This is a genomic window from Pseudomonas putida (assembly GCF_009883635.2).
Classification (GTDB): domain Bacteria; phylum Pseudomonadota; class Gammaproteobacteria; order Pseudomonadales; family Pseudomonadaceae; genus Aquipseudomonas; species Aquipseudomonas putida_W.
On the sequence record NZ_CP026115.2, the window covers coordinates 358938 to 376892 of the forward strand.

Below are 17955 nucleotides of genomic sequence, written 5' to 3' on the forward strand. Positions count from 1 at the left end.
GAGTGGGCCGACCACCATGCGCATTGCCATTCCCGATGACTACCAGGACGTAATCCGCTCACTCGACTGCTTCAAACGCCTGGCCGGGCATGAAGTGAGCGTGTTCCACGACAAGCAGCCCGCCTCGCTGGAGGAACTGGCCGCCCGTTTCGCCGACGCCGACGCCCTGGTCCTCACCCGCGAACGCACGCGCATCGATGCTGCCCTGCTCGACCGGCTGCCGAACCTCAAGCTGATCAGCCAGACCGGCAAGGTCGCTGGCCATCTCGATCTGGAAGCCTGCACGGCTCGCGGCATCGTCGTGACCGAAGGCCGCGGTTCGCCAGTGGCACCGGCGGAGCTTGCCTGGACGCTGATTCTCAATGCCCGGCGCCAGCTGGTACCGGCGATCGAAGCGTTCAAGCTGGGCCAGTGGCAGGTCAACCTGGGCCAGGCATTGGCCGGCCAGGTACTAGGGATCTGGGGCTACGGCAAGATCGGCCAGCGCCTGGCGCGCTATGCCCAGGCGTTCGACATGCCAGTGCTAGTGTGGGGCAGCGAAGGCAGCCGGGCGGCGGCCGAAGCGGATGGGCACCAGGCGGCGACATCACGCGAGGCATTCTTTGCCGAGGCGGATATCGTCAGCCTGAACCTGCGGCTGTCAGAGACAACGCGCCACGGGGTGACCTTCAACGACCTGTCGCGGATGAAACCTGATGCCCTGCTGGTAAATGTCAGCCGAGCCGAGCTGATTGCACCCGGGGCCCTGCTGCAGGCGCTCGGCGCCGGCAGGCCGGGCTTCGCCGCAGTGGATGTTTTCGAACAGGAGCCGATACTCGAGCCGAACCACCCCCTGCTCACGCACCCAAGGGTGCTGAGCACGCCGCACCTGGGCTATGTGGAAAAGAACGGCTACGAGCTGTACTTCGGCGATGCCTTCGACAACGTGGTGGCGTTTGCCCAAGGCATCGCGAAGAACGTTGCCAACCCTAAGGCGCTTGCAGTACGGCGCTGATCTCGAGGATCGAGCGTTGTTGCTTACGCCTTGTCAGGCAAAGCCATATGCAACAAAGGGAACGGCCGGCCTTCGCCGTCCAGCGGCGAACGCCCGGTCTGCACGAAGCCGTAGTGCAGGTAAAAACCCACTGCCTGCGGATTCTGCTCGTTCACATCGACACTGAGGGTATCGCGTGAGCGGCGGCAGAAATCCAACAGTTCGCGGCCGATACCCTGACCACGCAGGTCAGGGTCGATGAACAGCATTTCCACGTGGTTCTCGTTGAGCCCGATAAAGCCCAGCGGCGTGTCTTCAGGGTCAACAGCCACCCATAGCTCGACGGCATGCAGGTAGACATCGCGCAGTTGTGGCAGCAGTGCCTCGATGTCGGACGCCTGCAGGAACTGATGCGTTGCGCGCACGGCGCGCAGCCAGATGTCGAGCAGCCGAGGGTGATCGGCAGCGAGCGCTTGGCGAATGATCATGGAATCATCCTGATAATTTTTGATGACGGATTATCGGTGCGCCTTGGCAAGGCGACCGTACTCATGTCGGCATCATGTATGCCCGCTTCGCGAATCAACGCCTGGGCGGTGCACGGCAGAACAGCCGGAAAGGAAGGAGGCGCCAATGCTACCCCCCTCTTGCCGACGAGGTAAAGGCGCTTACGGCGCCGCCACCTGCTCCTGGGCCGCAGCGCCGAACGACACGTAGTACGCCAGGCCGACGAAGATCGCCCCGCCCACCGCATTGCCGAGGAACACCGCCACCAGGTTGTGGACCAGCGCACCCCAGCTCAGGTACCCGGCAAAGATCGCAGCCGGGATCAGGAACATGTTGGCCACCACGTGCTGGAAGCCGATGGCGACGAAGGCCATGATCGGGAACCAGATGCCGAGGATCTTGCCGCTCATCTCTCGGCTGGCAAAAGCCAGCCACACCGCCAGGCACACCAGCCAGTTGCAGCCGATGCCGGAGACGAAGGCATGGACGAAGTCGGCGCTGGCCTTGCTGGTAGCGGCAGCCACGGTCTTGTCCAGGTAGGCGCCCTCGGTCAGGCCGAGCAGGTGGCCGAAGAAGTACGCCACGAACAACGCGCCCAGCAAGTTGGCCAATGTCACCAGCAGCCAATTGCGCGCCACCGCGGCCAGGCGAATGCGCCCGGCGAACATGGCCAGCGGCAGGCTCATCATGTTGCCGGTAAGCAACTCGCCACCGGCCAGAATTACCAGGATCAGGCCAATCGGAAACACTGCGGCGCCCAGCAGGTTGCCCAGCGAGGCCCATTGCCCGGGAATCATCGCGCTGACATGGATGGCCAGGATGAAGCCCATCGAAATGAAGCCGCCGGCGAGGAAGCCGAGGATGAGCAACGCGCGGGTAGGCAATTGGGCTTTCTTGGCACCGGCCTCGATGACGAGCTCGGTGATCCGGGAGGGGGCATTGACAGACATTTCAGAAACTCGAACGCAGGGACGACAGCCATGCCCAGGGGCATGCCGGAAGTCAGAAATTTACGGGTTGCGGGGTAATGCGGGGGTGGTTCAGGGGGAAGGCAAAACGGGTGGTCTCTGGGGCTACAACGAAGAGCCGCGCACGTTACTGAGGCAGAATGTCGCAGTCAAATTGATAGGGTGGATGGGTTGATAGATAGGGTCGATGAGGGGCGTGTAGCGACGCGCATCTTCAGCGCCTTCGCGATCCAGCGCCGCGCGGGCGGCGCTCGATCTCAAACCCGCCGAAGTCATGCTGGCATGCAACTGTCAGCCCTGACACTACCGAAAGATCAGCGAGTGATGTGCCGCGCCACCTGTTCTGGCACCCTCGCCCACCGCGATCGCCACATTGCCAGCCGCCACCGCCGCATCGCCACAGGCAAAAACCCCCGGCACACTGGTTTCACGCATCGCATCGACCTTGATGAACGCCCCCATCGGCCCGTCTTCGAACGCGCAGCCGAGCATCGCTGGCAGCGGACTGGCCATGCGCGTACGGGGTTGAGTGAACAGCCCCGCCAATTCGACCACGCGGCCGCTGGCGAGGGTCACATTGGCGCAGTCCCCTTCCACAGCCACAACGCCTTCCCGCTCCAGCTGTACACCGCGCCGCTGCAGTTGTGCCAGCTGCTCGGCATCGGGTTCGAACACGCCGTTGAGGAAGAACGTGGTCGGCCCCCAGTCGGGCAACATCATGGCGTGATGGATCGCCACCGGTGACGCCGCCAGCACACCAATCGGCCCGCCATCGAGCTCGTAGCCATGGCAGTACGGGCAGTGAAACACGCTCTGGCCCCAACGATCTGCCAAGCCAGGGATCGCGGGCAACTCATCCACTACACCGGAGGCCAGAATCAAGCGGCGCCCGCTGAACTGCTCGCCGTTCGCAGTGCCCACCACGAATCCATCGCCCTCCTTGACTGCCGAAACGGCAGACTGCGTCAACCACTGCACCGTCGGGTAAGCCAGCAGCTGGCTACGCGCCTCTTCGGCAATCGCACCCGGGTTGCGCCCATCCTGGCCGAGGAAGCCATGGGAGCTTTGGGCGAAACGGTTGCGCCGCACGCCCGCATCGATCACCAGCACCTTGCGCCGCGCCCGCGCCAGCTGCAAACCCGCAGAAACACCGGCATAGCTACCACCCACAATGATCACGTCGAACATTTGCTCAAACTCCCAGGGCCGAAGACCCGTTCATGGCACTCACGACACAACGTAAGTTACATGAAGGCAATGCGTCAATGGTCTTGTAACCTTTGTTGTTTCGTGTGAGGCTGCGCGGAATATCCCGAACGCCGATTACCCATGAGAAATGACACCCGCCTGTCCCGCATGCTGCACGTGCTGATCCACATGGCCCGGCTCGACAAACCCGCCACCTCGGAAACCATCGCGCAAATGCTCGGGACCAACCCAGTGGTGGTGCGCAGGACCATGGCCCTGCTCAAGGAGCAAGGCTACGTAAGCTCGGTCAAGGGGCACCGCGGCGGTTGGACGCTGGCCAAGCCGCTGGCCGACATCACCTTGCTGGATATCCATCAGGCCTTGGGCGGCGCGTCGATCTTCGCCATCGGGCTGTCCACCGACCATCCGCAGTGCCTGGTGGAACAGGCGGTGAATGCGGCACTGACCGATGCCTTCGAGGCGGCGCAGGCGTTGCTGCTGGAGCGCCTGGGGAGCGTGACGCTGGAGCAGCTGGCGAGTGACTTCGAGGGGCGCTACCAGGCGTTGTAGCCTGGCGGTCGCGCCGCTGCCTCGGCATGGCGAACTGCGGCTGGTTGAAGGGCCGCGGCAATAATCGACAAGGGTCGTGTGACAGCGCTACCGTACATTGGCCGACACAGGTTCAGGAATCCAGCCATGCCCTACCCCATCGAGCAGAAACTCGTCGTCGGCGTCGCCTCCAGCGCCCTGTTCGACCTGACCGTCTCCGACAACATCTACCAGAGCGACGGGGTCGAAGCCTATCGCCTGCACCAGGAAGAAAACCTCGATGTGCCCTTCCCCAAGGGCGTGGCCTTCCCGTTCATCCGCCGCTTCCTGAGCATCAACAAGGCCTTCCCCGAGCAACTGCCGGTGGAAGTGGTGCTGCTCTCGCGCAACTCGCCGGAAACCGGTTTGCGGGTGTTCCGCTCGATAAACCATTACGACCTGGACATCACCCGCGCCGCATTCATGTCCGGCCGTTCGCCATACGAGTACATCCCCGCGTTCAACGCCTCGCTGTTCCTCAGCGCCCATGAGGGCGATGTGCAGCGTGCGATCGACGCCGACTATCCGGCGGGCCTGGTGCTGCCGACGAAGATCTACGATGACGAGATCGACACCGAGCTGCGGGTGGCCTTCGACTTCGATGGCGTGATTGCCGATGACGAGGCGGAGAGCGTGTACAAGCAGAGCCTGAATCTTGACGACTTCCAGGCCCATGAACGGGACCGCAAGGCTATCCCGCACCAGCCGGGGCCGCTGGCGGACCTGTACCGCAAGTTGTCGCTGATTCGCAAACTGGAAGACCGCAAGTTGGCGCAAGATCCGGCGTACAAACGGATCCTGCGCATCGCGATCGTCACGGCGCGCAATGCGCCTGCCCATGAGCGGGTGGTGACGACGCTGAAGAACTGGGGGGTTTCGCCGGATGAGTCGTTCTTCCTTGGCGGGATGGAGAAGGACCGGGTATTGCAGATTCTCAAGCCGCACATGTTCTTCGATGACCAGCGCAGTCACTTGTTCTCGGCGGCGGGGGACCTGCCGATGGTCCATGTGCCGTTTGGAATCGCGAACAAAGTGCGCACGCCGCAACCGGCAAAGCCGGCAACGATCACGCAGGTAAAACCTGAAGACCGATTATCTGGAGAGGCATGAGCATTTGTAGGCCTGAGCGCACATCGATAGAATCGCCGGTTTGCTTGCGACAGGGAGTCCCCATGCAACGAATCGTCATCCTCGGTAACGGTGGCAGCGGCAAGTCCACCCTCGCCCGCCTGCTCGGAGAGCGCCTCAACTTCCCCGTGGTCCACCTGGACAAGCTGTTCTGGGAGCCCGGCTGGGCCGAGCCTGACGCTGAGCAGTTCCGCCAACGTGTCCGCGAAGCCGTCGCTGGCGATGCCTGGGTTTGCGAGGGCAACTATGCCCGCCGCACCTTCGACCTGCGCCTGCCACGTGCTGACTTGATCATCTGGCTCGATACCCCTCGGCTGACCTGCTTCAGGCGGGTGCTGCTGCGCCTGCTTCGCAACCAGCCTCGGCCTGATCGTGCCGATGGCTGTGAAGAAAAGCTCGACATTGAGTTTCTCAAGTTCGTGTGGACGTTCGACCGTGGCTATCGGCAAGGCATCGAAGCCGTTCGCCAGAAGGTCGGGCCGCAGGTGCCGGTGTTGCATTTGCGCGGCAAGCGGGAAGTCAGGGCATTTCTCGAAGGGTTACCCGCAGCCGATGGCAGCCCGGTATCGATGCTGAAAGGCGTTTGAACATCTTGCGGCCCCTGCGCGGTATCAAGGGGATTGTCGAGGCATGCACTTCTCGACCAACGTATCCCGGTTGGGATTGTTGGGGAGTGTCTTCAGACGATCGGGTTGGCAGTGTTCATCGGACACCGCGTAGTGGGAGGAGTCGTCGCCACAGGCCGCCAGAAGGACAACGCTGACAATCACAAGTAGGGCTTTGCGAATCATCTGCTCACTCCATTGACGGGCGGAGGTCTGGCAAAAGAAAGATTCCTGCAAAAAGCGTAGCGCGCCACAGGACGAGTTCAATGCCAGACTGTCACTGAGCCCCCTACAGCCCCAGGAGGCACTGCATGAGCCTGATACCCGGCCTGAATGGCAAGGCCGAAGTCCTGATAGGCGGCGCAAGCCGGGGCATCGGCCTGGCACTGTGTTCGGCATTGCTGGCCCGCGATGATGTGGCCAAGGTTTGGGGCGTTTCACGCAACGCCACAGGCAATGACGACCTCGCGCTACTCGCCAGGCATCACGGTGAGCGCCTGGTACTGATGGATTGCGACGCGCGTGATGAGCAAGCGCTCGCAGCATTGGCGGCAGAGCTTGCACAGACCTGCGCTCACCTTCACCTGGTCATCAGCACCTTGGGCATCCTCCACCAGGACGGCGCCAAGGCAGAGAAATCACTGGCACAGCTGGACCTGGCCGGCCTGCAGGCAAGCTTCGCGACCAATGCCTTCGCGCCCATACTGCTGCTCAAGCATCTGTTGCCCTTGATGCGCAAGGAGCGCGCCACCTTTGCGGCGCTGTCAGCCAGAGTGGGATCGATCGGCGACAACCGCCTGGGGGGTTGGTACAGCTATCGGGCCAGCAAGGCGGCGCTCAATCAGTTGCTGCACACCGCCAGCATCGAGCTGAGGCGCCTGAACCCGGCGGCCACCGTGCTGGCGCTGCATCCCGGGACCACTGACACGCAGCTGTCGCGGCCGTTTCAGGGGAATGTGCCGGCGGGGAAGCTGTTTGACCCTGCTTTCGCAGCGCAGTGCGTCATCGAGCAGGTCGGGCGGTGGGGGCCCACGGACAGCGGAGGGTTCTGGGCGTGGGATGGGCGAACGATCGAATGGTGAACGCATCACCCAACCCACTACCCGCCAGCACCACGCTGGATGCTGGCGACCGGCTCAATTCAGCGGCACTGCCCGGCGGCGCTCAGCAGCGCATTGCAGTTGTTGTTGCCGGACTGGCTGCAGCAGAGGCTGATGATCAACGGGCAGACGCGTGTGGTCGATCTTGGTGCCGGCACCGGCAAGTTCACGCGCTTGCTGCTGCCGCTGACGGATCGCCTGACGGCCGTCGAGCCCGTCGATGCGATGCGCCAGGAGTTCGCTAAATGTGTGCCCGGCATCGAGGTGCTTGCCGGAACAGCCCAGGCCATACCCTTGCCCGCTGCCAGCGCCGACGTGGTGCTGTGCGCCCAGGCCTTCCACTGGTTCGCGAACGCCCAGGCACTGGCAGAAATCCATCGGGTGCTGACGCCTGGCGGGCGCCTGGGGCTGGTGTGGAACGTACGGGACGAATCGGTCGATTGGGTGGCGGCGATTACCCGGATCATCTCCCCTTACGAGGGTGACACACCGCGTTTTCATACCGGCCAATGGCGCACCGCGTTCGACGGCTCAGGTTTCTCGGCGCCTGAGCTGACCTGCTTCGCGCACAGTCACCTCGGCAGCGCCGAAACGGTGATCATGGACCGTATTCTGTCGGTCAGTTTCATCGCCAGCCTGGCGCCTGCGGACAAGGCCGAGGTTACCCGGCAACTGCGCGAGCTGATCCAGACGCATCCGGCGTTGCGGGGCCAGGAAACCATCGCGTTTCCCTATCAGACCCAGGCGTACCTCTGCCAACGACTTGGCTGAGGCCCAAGCGGGAAATCACGCCGCCCAGGTTTCATGGAGATGGCGCCACAGAACGCGATCTCCCTGAAGGCTGAACAGTGCCGTCGAGAGCCGTGTCTTAGTGTCCTGGCCGGGCAGCCGATGTGTCTCCTGATAGCGGACCACTGCGCCGTCCGGCCCTTGCGCCAAGCTTTCCAACCCGGTGAGCTCGATGGTCAACCCTGGCTGGCTACCGGCACGCTTGGCGAACAGGGTGGCTACATCCTGCAGGCATACCTGCTGGCCAGTCGGCGTGATCATGGAGAAGTCCGGCGTGAAGCGCTCGATCATGGCCTCTACCTGGCCCTCCCCTCTGGCGAAGAGCGCCTCGATCAGTACGTGCAGGTCGATGACTTCTTGTAGGTAAGGATTCATGGCGTTTCAGTCCTGGTTCGGCAGCCGATTATGACTGATTGCCTGGATCAACGAATACGCCTTCAGGCGCCCGGCGCCAGGGGCCTGCCTCGGCCTCCTAGCGCAGCAACATTGTTACCGTGAGCGACCCGCAGAACCCCAAGAGGCAAAGTACCCCAACCCCATAGAAAACCGTGCGCCATGGCTGAACACCACTCAAGTAAGCCAAGGTATGCAGGACCCTGGCGACGGTGAATAGAATGCTCAGCCCTACCGTGGCGGCTGCAGGTGCATTCATGGCAATGGCCAACCCACCAAGCGCGAAAAAGGCCGGGATGTTTTCCAGGTCGTTTGCCCAGGCCCTGCTCGCCCGAATCACTTGTGCAAGCTCAGACTCGCGGGCAACCCGATTGAAAACAGCAGCGTCCTCTGCGTTAGTGAATGCTCTGTGTCGCAGTCGGAACCAACCTTGGTAACAGGAGACCGCAAACATCTTGAGGAACAGCACAACCACGCACAGCGCGTAGACGTTCAAGGCACCGTTCATACCTGGCTCTCCCGATCAAGGCCATTCACCGCCAGATAAAGCAGCGGCCCGGCGGACACGAATACCGCCGTCAGCAGCAGGTAGGGAAGCATGGCGATGAGCGACCTGCCCCGTGAGCGGTTGTCCTTCACCATCCAGAGGCAGGCCAGCAAAGCCATCAAGTACAAGTCGATGACCACCTGGGCCGTGTTCGGTCGCGAAATCAGCTCGCGACCGAAGGCCACCAGCGATTGTTCGGCAATCGACATTGTCCAGCCGGTGTAGATCGAAAAGAGCACCAGCGATGCCAGCGCAAAAAAGCGAAGTGCCATGGTCCTGTCCTTGGTAGGTTTTCCTGGCACAGTAGGGGTAGGATTGTTGAGGCTCAATGACCTCTGAGGTCATTGAGCCCGAGCACAAGGACGGGCAGAGACGAAGCATGAGTTACCCATTGTTCCATCAAAAAACCCCCGCACCGACCACAACGGCGGGCCGGCATGTGCGCAACCTGCGTCGGCAGGCGGGGCTCAGCCAGCTCGACCTTGCACTGATGGCCGGGGTTTCACAGCGCCACCTCAGCTGCGTCGAAACCGGGCGCGCGCAAGCCAGCCCCGGCACCTTGCATGCCATACTTTCGGCCCTTGGGGCCCCACTGGATCACTGCAACGAAGTCTTTCTTGCGGCTGGCTACGCGCCGCGCTACGCCGCGACGCCGCTCGATGCACCCGCCATGGGAGTGGTGCATACGGCCATCGAACATATTCTGCATGCGAACAATCCGGCGCCTGCCATCGTCATCGACAGCAACTGGGATATCACTGCTGCCAACGTGAGCACTGGCCTGCTGTTGGCGCTGGCGGGTGTGACGCAGGAGGTATCATCAGGCCTCAACCTACTGGAAACACTGCTGAGCCCCGGAGGCCTGGGTGATCGCCTGGCCAATGCCCAGGAGATCCGTGCTGCCGCGTGGCAACGCGCGGCCAGGGAGTCAGTCAGCAACCCTGCGCTCGCAGAGCGCCTGTGCAGCCTCCCGCCACCGGCCATTGCCTTGCAGGCGGCAACTGCCAGCCCCGTGCTGCTGACACGTGTACGCACCGCAGATGACGAGTTGAGCTTTCTCTCTACCTTCACCACCTTCGGGCTACCCCTGGACATCACTGTAGAGTCACTGCGTATCGAGCATCTGATTCCTGCCGATGAATCGACCCGGCGAAGGATGACCCAAGCCTTCGAACAATGGCGCGTGGATCACGGCCAATAAGGCGCTGATAGCTGTAGGACCGGAGGCGCCAGTGAACCTTCGTGGCTGTCAGGGCTCAGTTGTCCAGAGCGCGTTTGCGACGTCGACAAAGGACTGCCATGGGACATGCATCCTCCACCGCCCTCCCCCAGGTTCGCGTCGAACGTGAACTGAGCTTGCGGGCGGTGTTCACCGGCACAGTGCTGGGCATCATGCTCACGCCCTCGAATGTGTACGCAGGGCTGAAGATCGGCTGGTCATTCAACATGTCGATCATCGCCTTGCTGGTCGGTTTCGCCCTGTGGCAGGGCCTGGCGGGGCGCCGCAAGCACCGCCCCGCGTGGACCTTGCACGAAAGCAACATCAACCAGACCGTGGCCTCGGCCGCAGCCTCCATCGTGTCGGGCGGGCTGGTGGCGCCGATCCCCGCCTATACCCTGCTCACCGGTCATCAACTGGACCCGGTGCCGATGATGGCCTGGGTGTTCTCGGTGAGCTTCCTGGGCATCTGGATTGCCTGGTACCTGCGCCCCGCCCTGCTCAACGACCATGGCCTGAAGTTTCCCGAAGGCATGGCGACCCTGGAAACGCTGCAGCAGATCTACAACCACGGGCGCGAAGCCATGGCGCGGATCAGGGTGCTGTGCAGCGCCGCGCTGCTTTCAGGACTGGTGAAATGGGTAGACGGGTTCGTCTGGGCGATACCGCGCTGGGCGCCCACGCCGGCGCTCGAGCGCCTGACCTTCACGGTCGACCCTTCGCTGATGCTGATCGGTTTCGGCAGCATCATCGGCATTCGCGTTGGGCTGACGTTGCTGATCGGCGCTGCGCTGGCCTGGGGCGGATTGGCGCCGTGGCTGATCGAACATGCCCTGGTGGTGCTGGCCCCGAACGCCAGCGGGCCACAGTTCGCCGCGCTGGTGGAATGGCTGTTGTGGCCAGGTGTGAGCCTGATGGTCTGTGCGACCCTGACTTCGTTGTCGGTTCGTCTGTTCCAGGTACCCCGGCGACCGCCCGCTGAGCAGCGCACGCCACGCGCCAGGATGCGCTTTACCCCATGGCCCGCGTCGGGGCTGCTGCTGTCCATGGCGCTGGTCGTGACCCTGCAAGTGCTGTTGTTCGGGATCGACGGGTGGATGGCGCTGCTGAGCATTCCGTTGGCGGTGTGCCTTGCCGTGGTCGCGGCGCGCGTGGTCGGCGCCACGGGCATTGCGCCGATTGGCGCCATCGGCAAGCTGTCGCAGCTGAGCTTCGGCGCGATCGCCCCGGGGCAGGTGGCGATCAACCTGATGAGCGCCAACACGGCGGGAGGCGCGGCTGGGCAATCCACCGACCTGATGAACGACTTCAAGGTTGGCCTGGCGATTGGCGCTACGCCGCACAAGCAGCTGGTTGCTCAGTGCATCGGCATTCTCATCGGCAGCGTGGTCGGCGTGCTGGTGTATCGGGTGCTGATTCCCGATCCGCAGGCCTTGTTGCTCACCGAGCAGTGGCCGGCACCGGCCGTGGCCACCTGGAAAGCGGTGGCGCAGACGCTTACGCAGGGACTGGGTGCCCTGTCGTTGGAACTGCGCTGGGCAATCGTGGCGGGTTGCAGCGTTGGCGTGCTGCTGGGGGCGCTGGACAGCCTGTTGCCGCAACGGGCGGCCCGTTGGCTGCCGAGTACGGCGGCGTTGGGGCTGGCGTTCATCTTGCCGGCATCGATCAGCCTGATGATGGGGCTTGGCGCCGTGGTGACCTGGCTGGTCAGTTGCCGGTGGCCCAGTGTGACGGAGCGGTTTGCAATTACTGCGGCGGCGGGGTTGATTGCCGGTGAGAGCATCATGGGGGTCGGGGCGTCGTTCTGGGAGATGCTGCAGGGGTTGTAGATCGTGGCATATGCGCCTTGCCATGAGGCCTTTCAGGAGCCATCGATGCCTAGGGACATTCAGTCCCTAGGCTCCAGCCGGATTACAGCGGGCTTCTTTTGCCGCGAAGAAAGTGAGTTCACCGGCCCTCCCCCTGCACTACCTGAGAGTTACCGACTGCACCTTCCTGGCTATTGCGACTTGCTGTTACTCATTGTTTACCCTCGATAGCGTCCGGGTTTATGCCAGATGATCAACACCAGGTTCATCGCGACCGTACCAATAAGCGACCAGACGAGCTTTTCCTGCGGCAGATAGATTGCGGCGATGATGAATAGAATGCAGTCGCAGACCAGTTGGGAAACCCCGGCGTTGACCGCAAACCTGCGCTGAACCCAAAGAACAACGGAGCCCGTTCCACCCATGGATGCATTGTGTCTGGCCAGGCACAGGATGCCCATGCCCAGGAGCGTCCCTCCAACCACCCAGCCAATCTCGGGGTCGATGCCCGCTGTGTTCAGTGCAGGTGTCACGAACTTCACGCCTGCACCGAGTCCGAAACTTACCAGGACGCTTTTGAGGGTGAAATTGCGGCCCATGGTGAACAGCGCAAACAGCAGGAAAGGTACGTTGATCGCAGGTACCAGCACCGAAGTCGGGTAGGGGCTGACAAATGAGCCCAGCAACGCCATCCCGGCAATCCCCCCTGTGATAAGTCCACTCTTGCCCAGGATGGCAATCCCCGTGGCCGCCAAGGCAATACCGGTAAACAGGCCGTATGCGTCATCCAGTGTGCTGTGGCGCGGATATGCAGCAGCCTCACAGCTCATACGGCGTTTCCAGCAGGACGGTGCCGCGTTGCCGCAAGCCTTCCACGGGGTTGATGCGCGCTACCTCGACGCCGTGGCGGACGATGACCACCTCAGTTCCGTAGATCACTTGTTCAAGGATGAACTCAAGGCTTGATTGAGCTTCGGACAAGTCATATTTCACCTGGTGCATGAAGGGTTTCCTTTTGGGATCGCTATTGCGGGAGGGAGGCGGGTTCGCCTCGCAGCGCGCGGCCGGGTTGGCCTGACACGGCAATATGATGATGCTTACAGGCGGAAAAGTGATTTCTAAATATGCGTAGAAACAAGCTCAGGAAGAATAAATATTCCAAACAATCACGGTATTCCGAATAGTTTAATCCAAGGGCCATAACCGTTACCGCTCTTCAAGTATCCCGTTAGCCTTTGGCAACCCTAGCCAACGCTCCCGACACACTCACGAGATCCAGGATGCCGCTATCGCCCTCTTGGCCTTCAGCCAAACGGTCATGGTGTATCGTTTTGAGAGGGCTATCGTTGCTTGTCAGGGCAACCACTACCAATCGAGGGTAGAGCCATGAACACCATTAATCTGCTCGAACAGTTACTGCGGGCCGGGCAAGGTTCGCCAGCGCAACGAGGCAGCGCTGGCATGCCAGAGCAAGACGGCCTGGGCGGGTTGGGTGGCTTGCTGGGCGGTCTGCTTGGCGGTGGAAGCGCAGCGGCCAGTGGCAATGGCCTGGGTGGCCTGCTGGGCGGCTTGTTGGGTGGCGCTAGTGGCAGCAGCGCTGGCAGCCCAACACCAGGGCGCTCCGCAGATGGCATCAATTACGCCGCCCTGGCGTCGTTGGGCATGATGGCGTTTAAGGCCTACCAAAGCTGGCAGCGCAGCCAGGCGGCAGCCCCGCAACAGGCGGTGCGTACCGTCGATCAATTGTCCGGCCCCGAGGCCGAGGACCACAGCCACGCCATCTTGCGCGCGCTGATTGCCGCCGCCAAGGCGGACGGTCGCATCGACGAGCAGGAAGAACAGCTGATCTACGCGGAAATCAAACGCCAGGCCGACGACCCGCAACTGCAGCAATGGCTGGATGAAGAAGTCAACAAGCCACTCGATGCGGCCGAGGTGGCGCTGTCGGCCAAAGACCCGGCCATGGCTGCGGAAATGTACCTGGCCAGCGTGATGCTGGTAGATGACCAGCAGGATGCAGAGCGGGCCTACCTTGATGAACTGGCCAGCGCGCTTCAGATTGATCCGACGTTGCAGGTGCATTTGGAGCAGCAGGCGAAGGGAGCCGCTTGATAGGCTGAGATGGGCTTATTGGCTGGCTGATCTTGAGGCGGCCCATCGCTGCGGTTCGTCGCCACGACAAGCGCGGCGGTCATAGAACTGCACATGACTCGTTGATTTTGCGGGGCTGTGGGAGCGGGCTTGTCCCGCGAACACCGGCGAAGCCGGTGCCATCCAACGCGCCGCCTGCTTCGCGGGACAAGATACGCCAGGCCCTGCACCCATCCTCTGAATGCTACAGGGCCAAGCGTGACTGGACTCAGTCTGCGGCCTGCTCCACTGCGGCTTCGGCGACAGGGGCCGGAGCGGACGCCTTTGCCTTCGCACGGTCCTTACGGCTTTTGCCGCGCTGCCGCGAAGCTTGCTGCTTGGCATACAGCGCCTGGCCGGCGGTAACGATGCCTGCAGGCTGGCCATTCAGGTCCAGGCGCGGTGCGTTCTCCACCATGCTGGCCCAGTAGCGGTTGCCCCGGCACCAGGTCGAGATGCCCAGCTTGAGCTGTTCACTGGTGATGCCCAGCAGCTCCAGGTGTTGCTCGGCATCCTTGAAGATACCCTCTTTGAGCGGCACCTTGGGGGCCGGGTTTACCGGGAAGGCCAACGGGAAATGCTTCTGCAGTGGCCAGATCGCTTCCACCGCCGGGTCCTGCTCACGCGCCTTGGCCTGCGGGGCGGGCTTGCGCTTGGCAGGGCGCGGGGTTTCGGCCTTTGCCTGCTGCTCTTTTTCAGACCGCAGGCGGTCACGTAACTCAGCTAGTTGTTCAAAACCCATCGTTAATTCACTGCTTCTACGTTGATTGCGTGGCGCAAGGATAAGCCATGCAGCGCTTGGGAGCAGCAGAAAGAGGATGAATTGCTGCTGATTTAGTCACCAGGCATGGCCAGACGCCCTTTCAAGCGCCACTGCGCAAGCAGCTGATGCCCCATGCGATGATCTTGAACGGCAAGTGATTAGCCCATTGAATGGCTGCTGGGTCAGCGCCGCTCAGGCCACCTTCAGTTCCAGTTGCCCGTGCGTCTCGGCGCCCGAGCGTTTGAGCATCGCGGCAGGTATCGCCAGGATCAGCAGGCCGCTGACGAACAGGCACACGCCCAATACATAGGTGCCGTCGTTGATGTCACCGGTCAGGCTCTCTGCCGTGGCCGTGATCATCGAGCCGGTGAAGCCGGACAGGTTGCCGATGGCGTTGATCATTCCGATGCCCGCCGCCGCCGCGACACCGGACAACACCGTGCCTGGCAGTGTCCAGAAGATCGGCATCAGGCTCAGCACACCCGACGCCGCCACCGTCAGGAACAGGATCGACAGTACCACGTCATGGGCGAACGCGGCGCTGAGGATCAGGCCGCAGCCACCGATGAATGCAGGGATCGCAGCATGCCAGCGACGCTCGCCGGTGCGGTTGGAGTGGCGCGCATTCAGGAACATGGCAACGACGGCCACACTGTAGGGAATGGCGGTCAGCAAGCCTATCTCCAGGGTGCTGGTCACGCCCGCGCTCTTGATGATCGACGGCATCCAGAAGGCCAGGCCATAGAAACCCGTGTTGAAGGTGAGCAGTATCAGCACCAGCAGCCAAACCCGCGGGTTGAAGAACACATCCCCCAGGCGCGAGACTTTGCCGTCCGCATCCTGTTGCAGGTTGGCCTTGAGCAGCTTCTTTTGTGCATCCGTGAGCCAGGTGGCCTTGTCGATGTTGTCGCACAGGCAAGTGAACACCACCACGGCCATGATCACCGAAGGCACGCCTTCGATCAGCAGCATCCACTGCCAGCCCGCCATGTCCTGCCAGCCATCCAGGCGGGTCATCAGCCAGCCCGACAGCACGCCACCCAGGGTGAGGCTGACCGGCATCGCCATCAAAAAGCCCGACATGACCCGGCTCTGCCGATGGGTCGGGAACCAGTAGTTGAGATAGAGGATCACGCCGGGGAAGAAACCGGCTTCGCAGATGCCCAGCAAGAAGCGCAGCACGTAGAACATGGTACTGGATTCGAGGTGGAAGAACGCCGCCAATGGCTGGGTAAACGCCACCGCCATCGAGATGATCGCCCAGCTCAGCATGATTCGCGCGATCCAGAAGCGCGCGCCATAGCGATGCAGCAGCAGGTTGCTGGGCACCTCGAACAGGAAGTAGCCCCAGAAGAACACACTGGCGCCAAGGGCATAGACGGTGTTGCTGAACTGCAGGTCGTCGAGCATGCTCAGCTTGGCAAAGCCGATATTGACCCGGTCAAGATAGGCGGCGATGTAGCACAGCAACAGGATCGGCAGGATGCGCAGGATGACCTTGCGGTAAGTTCGGTCTTCGAACGCCTGATCGTGGGTGGGGGCGACAGATGAATGAGCCATGGCCAAGCCTCTTGGCATGTCGTGCATGCCTGATTGTTGTTATTGGAAGCCCCGGGGTGCCAGCGCACCGGGGGGACTATTTGTAGCGGTTGTCAGCTGATCGGATCTCGGCTGGGCTGCCCGTCGACCAGGCGCAGCAGCCCCAGCGGGTTGGCATCGCGCAGCGCCTCGGGCAGCAACACATCGGGGAAGTTCTGGTAGCACACCGGGCGCAGGAAACGGTCGATCGCCAGGGTGCCGACGGAGGTGCCACGGCTGTCGGAGGTGGCCGGGAACGGGCCGCCATGGACCATGGCATCGCACACCTCGACACCGGTCGGGTAGCCGTTGACCAGCACACGGCCGGCCTTCTGCTCCAGCAGCGCGACCAGGGGCGCAGCCTGCGCAAGGTCGTCGGGCTCACCGATCAGCGTGGCGGTCAGCTGCCCGCGCAGCGCCTGCAGCGCAGCCAGCAACTGGGCCTGGTCGGCAAGCTCGACGACCACGGTGGCCGGGCCAAAGACTTCTTCCTGCAGCAGGGCTTCGCCCGCCAGCAGCAACTGCGCATCAGCCTGGAACAGCTGCGGCCAGGCCTGGTTGCCCTGTTGCTCGGCGCCGGCCAGCAGGCGCACGCCGGCATGGGCCTTGAGCGTGGCCACGCCATGGGCATAGCTTGCCAGGGTGCCGGCGTTGAGCATGGTTTGTGGCGGCTGATCGGCCATCTGCACAGCCAGGTGCTCGACAAAGGCGCTGAACGCCGGCGAGCGTACCCCCAGTACCAGGCCCGGGTTGGTGCAGAACTGCCCACAGCCCAGCACCACCGATGCGGCCAGTTCGCGGGCCACGACCTCACCGCGCGCGGCCAGCGCCCCAGGCAGCACCAGCACCGGGTTGATACTGCTCATCTCGGCGAACACCGGGATCGGTTGCGGCCGCGCCGCCGCCATGTCGCACAGGGCACGGCCACCTTTGAGCGAGCCGGTGAAACCCACAGCCTGGATGGCCGGGTGCTTGACCAGCGCCTCGCCAACCCGGCCACCGTAGATCATGTTGAAGACCCCGGCCGGCATTGCGCAAAGCTCGGCGGCTGCGACGATGGCCTCGGCCACCCACTGCGCCGTGGCCATGTGGCCGCTGTGGGCCTTGAACACCACCGGGCAACCGGCGGCCAACGCCGCGGCGGTGTCGCCACCGGCCGTGGAGAACGCCAGGGGGAAGTTGCTGGCACCGAACACCGCGACCGGCCCCAGCCCCATGTGGCACTGGCGGATGTCCAGGCGCGGCAGCGGGGTACGTTGGGGCTGCGCACGGTCGATGCGCGCGCCGGCAAAATCACCACGGCGCAACACCGTGGCGAACAGCCTCAGCTGGCCGCTGGTACGCGCCCGTTCGCCGTGGATACGGGCTGGCGGCAATGCTGTTTCCCGGCATACGGTATCAATGAAGTCTTCACCCAAGGCATCGAGTGCATCGGCGATTGCGTCGAGAAACTCGGCACGGCGGGCGGCGGGCAAGGCCCGGTACACGGGATAGGCCGCGGCCGCGGCCTGGGCGGCGGCATCAACTTCCTCGACGCTGGCTTGGTGGAACGCGCCTGGCAGTGGCTCCCCGGTGCGCGCATCGACACTGTACAAGGCCGCCTGACCGGTGGCGCGGCGAACCCCGCCGATGAATTGCTGGCCTGCTTGGGATGTCATGGATGATTCCTCG

The 17955-nt window shown here is 63.0% G+C and carries 21 protein-coding genes; 9 read left to right on the forward strand and 12 right to left on the reverse strand.

Translation table 11 applies throughout. The features are described 5' to 3' along the window. The first annotated feature begins 16 nt into the window (after nt 1-16). On the forward strand, nt 17-994 hold the full coding sequence (locus tag C2H86_RS01605) for a D-2-hydroxyacid dehydrogenase family protein (protein ID WP_159411165.1): 978 nt from the start codon (nt 17-19) through the stop codon (nt 992-994). Between the two features lie 23 nt (nt 995-1017). On the opposite strand, the gene C2H86_RS01610 is transcribed toward C2H86_RS01605, so the two are convergent. The 3 genes from C2H86_RS01610 to C2H86_RS01620 form a co-directional block, all read right to left on the reverse strand. After that, nucleotides 1018-1461, reverse strand: coding sequence for an acetyltransferase (locus C2H86_RS01610; RefSeq protein ID WP_159411166.1), 444 nt, complete (start codon nt 1459-1461; stop codon nt 1018-1020). Between the two features lie 180 nt (nt 1462-1641). Continuing rightward, entirely contained in the window at nt 1642-2430 is a 789-nt protein-coding gene (locus tag C2H86_RS01615) for a formate/nitrite transporter family protein (RefSeq protein WP_159411167.1), read from the reverse strand. A gap of 321 nt (nt 2431-2751) precedes the next feature. After that, a complete protein-coding gene (locus C2H86_RS01620) occupies nt 2752-3636 on the reverse strand; it encodes an NAD(P)/FAD-dependent oxidoreductase (RefSeq protein WP_159411168.1) in 885 nt (294 codons plus the stop codon). A gap of 141 nt (nt 3637-3777) precedes the next feature. Between C2H86_RS01620 and C2H86_RS01625 the strand changes: the two genes are divergently transcribed. The 3 genes from C2H86_RS01625 to C2H86_RS01635 all read left to right on the forward strand — a co-directional run bounded on the left by C2H86_RS01625 (nt 3778) and on the right by C2H86_RS01635 (nt 5939). After that, a complete protein-coding gene (locus C2H86_RS01625; protein WP_159411169.1) occupies nt 3778-4206 on the forward strand; it encodes an Rrf2 family transcriptional regulator in 429 nt (142 codons plus the stop codon). A gap of 126 nt (nt 4207-4332) precedes the next feature. After that, the gene (locus C2H86_RS01630) at nt 4333-5334 is read left to right on the forward strand and encodes a 5'-nucleotidase (protein WP_159411170.1); all 1002 of its coding nucleotides are present in this window, start codon (nt 4333-4335) and stop codon (nt 5332-5334) included. A gap of 62 nt (nt 5335-5396) precedes the next feature. Beyond that, entirely contained in the window at nt 5397-5939 is a 543-nt protein-coding gene (locus C2H86_RS01635) for an AAA family ATPase (RefSeq protein ID WP_159411171.1), read from the forward strand. 24 nt (nt 5940-5963) lie between these two features. Here the strand turns inward: C2H86_RS01635 and trbK are convergent, their stop codons facing one another. Then, nucleotides 5964-6356 (reverse strand): entry exclusion lipoprotein TrbK, encoded by a 393-nt coding sequence (gene trbK / locus C2H86_RS28580; RefSeq protein ID WP_346266754.1) that lies wholly within the window; start codon nt 6354-6356, stop codon nt 5964-5966. Between trbK and C2H86_RS01645 the strand changes: the two genes are divergently transcribed. Further along, a complete protein-coding gene (locus tag C2H86_RS01645) occupies nt 6269-7039 on the forward strand; it encodes an SDR family NAD(P)-dependent oxidoreductase (protein ID WP_159411173.1) in 771 nt (256 codons plus the stop codon). The two genes, trbK and C2H86_RS01645, sit on opposite strands and share 88 nt — an antisense overlap. A gap of 39 nt (nt 7040-7078) precedes the next feature. Continuing rightward, entirely contained in the window at nt 7079-7828 is a 750-nt protein-coding gene (locus C2H86_RS01650) for a class I SAM-dependent methyltransferase (RefSeq protein ID WP_159411174.1), read from the forward strand. A 15-nt stretch (nt 7829-7843) separates the two neighbouring features. On the opposite strand, the gene C2H86_RS01655 is transcribed toward C2H86_RS01650, so the two are convergent. The 3 genes from C2H86_RS01655 to C2H86_RS01665 form a co-directional block, all read right to left on the reverse strand. Then, complete coding sequence (locus C2H86_RS01655; RefSeq protein ID WP_159411175.1) at nt 7844-8221, reverse strand: hypothetical protein; 378 nt, start codon at nt 8219-8221, stop codon at nt 7844-7846. A 97-nt stretch (nt 8222-8318) separates the two neighbouring features. After that, entirely contained in the window at nt 8319-8747 is a 429-nt protein-coding gene (locus tag C2H86_RS01660) for an MAPEG family protein (protein WP_159411176.1), read from the reverse strand. After that, nucleotides 8744-9058 (reverse strand): DUF2834 domain-containing protein, encoded by a 315-nt coding sequence (locus C2H86_RS01665; RefSeq protein ID WP_159411177.1) that lies wholly within the window; start codon nt 9056-9058, stop codon nt 8744-8746. Before C2H86_RS01665 ends, C2H86_RS01660 begins: the two co-directional genes overlap by 4 nt. A gap of 107 nt (nt 9059-9165) precedes the next feature. On the opposite strand from C2H86_RS01665, the gene C2H86_RS01670 reads away from it, so the two are divergent. Further along, nucleotides 9166-9987 (forward strand): helix-turn-helix domain-containing protein, encoded by an 822-nt coding sequence (locus C2H86_RS01670; RefSeq protein ID WP_159411178.1) that lies wholly within the window; start codon nt 9166-9168, stop codon nt 9985-9987. A gap of 98 nt (nt 9988-10085) precedes the next feature. Beyond that, nucleotides 10086-11834 carry an OPT family oligopeptide transporter gene (locus C2H86_RS01675; RefSeq protein ID WP_159411179.1) on the forward strand — a complete coding sequence of 583 codons (1749 nt, stop codon included), beginning with the start codon at nt 10086-10088 and terminating at the stop codon, nt 11832-11834. A gap of 197 nt (nt 11835-12031) precedes the next feature. On the opposite strand, the gene C2H86_RS01680 is transcribed toward C2H86_RS01675, so the two are convergent. Continuing rightward, a complete protein-coding gene (locus tag C2H86_RS01680) occupies nt 12032-12643 on the reverse strand; it encodes a YitT family protein (protein ID WP_159411180.1) in 612 nt (203 codons plus the stop codon). Further along, entirely contained in the window at nt 12633-12815 is a 183-nt protein-coding gene (locus C2H86_RS01685) for a type II toxin-antitoxin system Phd/YefM family antitoxin (RefSeq protein WP_159411181.1), read from the reverse strand. The genes C2H86_RS01680 and C2H86_RS01685 overlap by 11 nt, the downstream gene beginning before the upstream one ends. A 384-nt stretch (nt 12816-13199) precedes the next feature. Between C2H86_RS01685 and C2H86_RS01690 the strand changes: the two genes are divergently transcribed. Next, complete coding sequence (locus tag C2H86_RS01690; RefSeq protein ID WP_159411182.1) at nt 13200-13925, forward strand: tellurite resistance TerB family protein; 726 nt, start codon at nt 13200-13202, stop codon at nt 13923-13925. Between the two features lie 247 nt (nt 13926-14172). Here the strand turns inward: C2H86_RS01690 and C2H86_RS01695 are convergent, their stop codons facing one another. From C2H86_RS01695 to C2H86_RS01705, 3 genes are all read right to left on the reverse strand, one after another. Further along, nucleotides 14173-14685, reverse strand: coding sequence for a ProQ/FinO family protein (locus tag C2H86_RS01695; RefSeq protein ID WP_159411183.1), 513 nt, complete (start codon nt 14683-14685; stop codon nt 14173-14175). A 213-nt stretch (nt 14686-14898) separates the two neighbouring features. Then, the gene (locus C2H86_RS01700; RefSeq protein WP_430738569.1) at nt 14899-16284 is read right to left on the reverse strand and encodes an MFS transporter; all 1386 of its coding nucleotides are present in this window, start codon (nt 16282-16284) and stop codon (nt 14899-14901) included. Nucleotides 16285-16358: 74 nt separating this feature from the next. Further along, on the reverse strand, nt 16359-17942 hold the full coding sequence (locus tag C2H86_RS01705) for an aldehyde dehydrogenase (NADP(+)) (RefSeq protein WP_159411185.1): 1584 nt from the start codon (nt 17940-17942) through the stop codon (nt 16359-16361). Between the last annotated feature and the right edge of the window lie 13 nt (nt 17943-17955).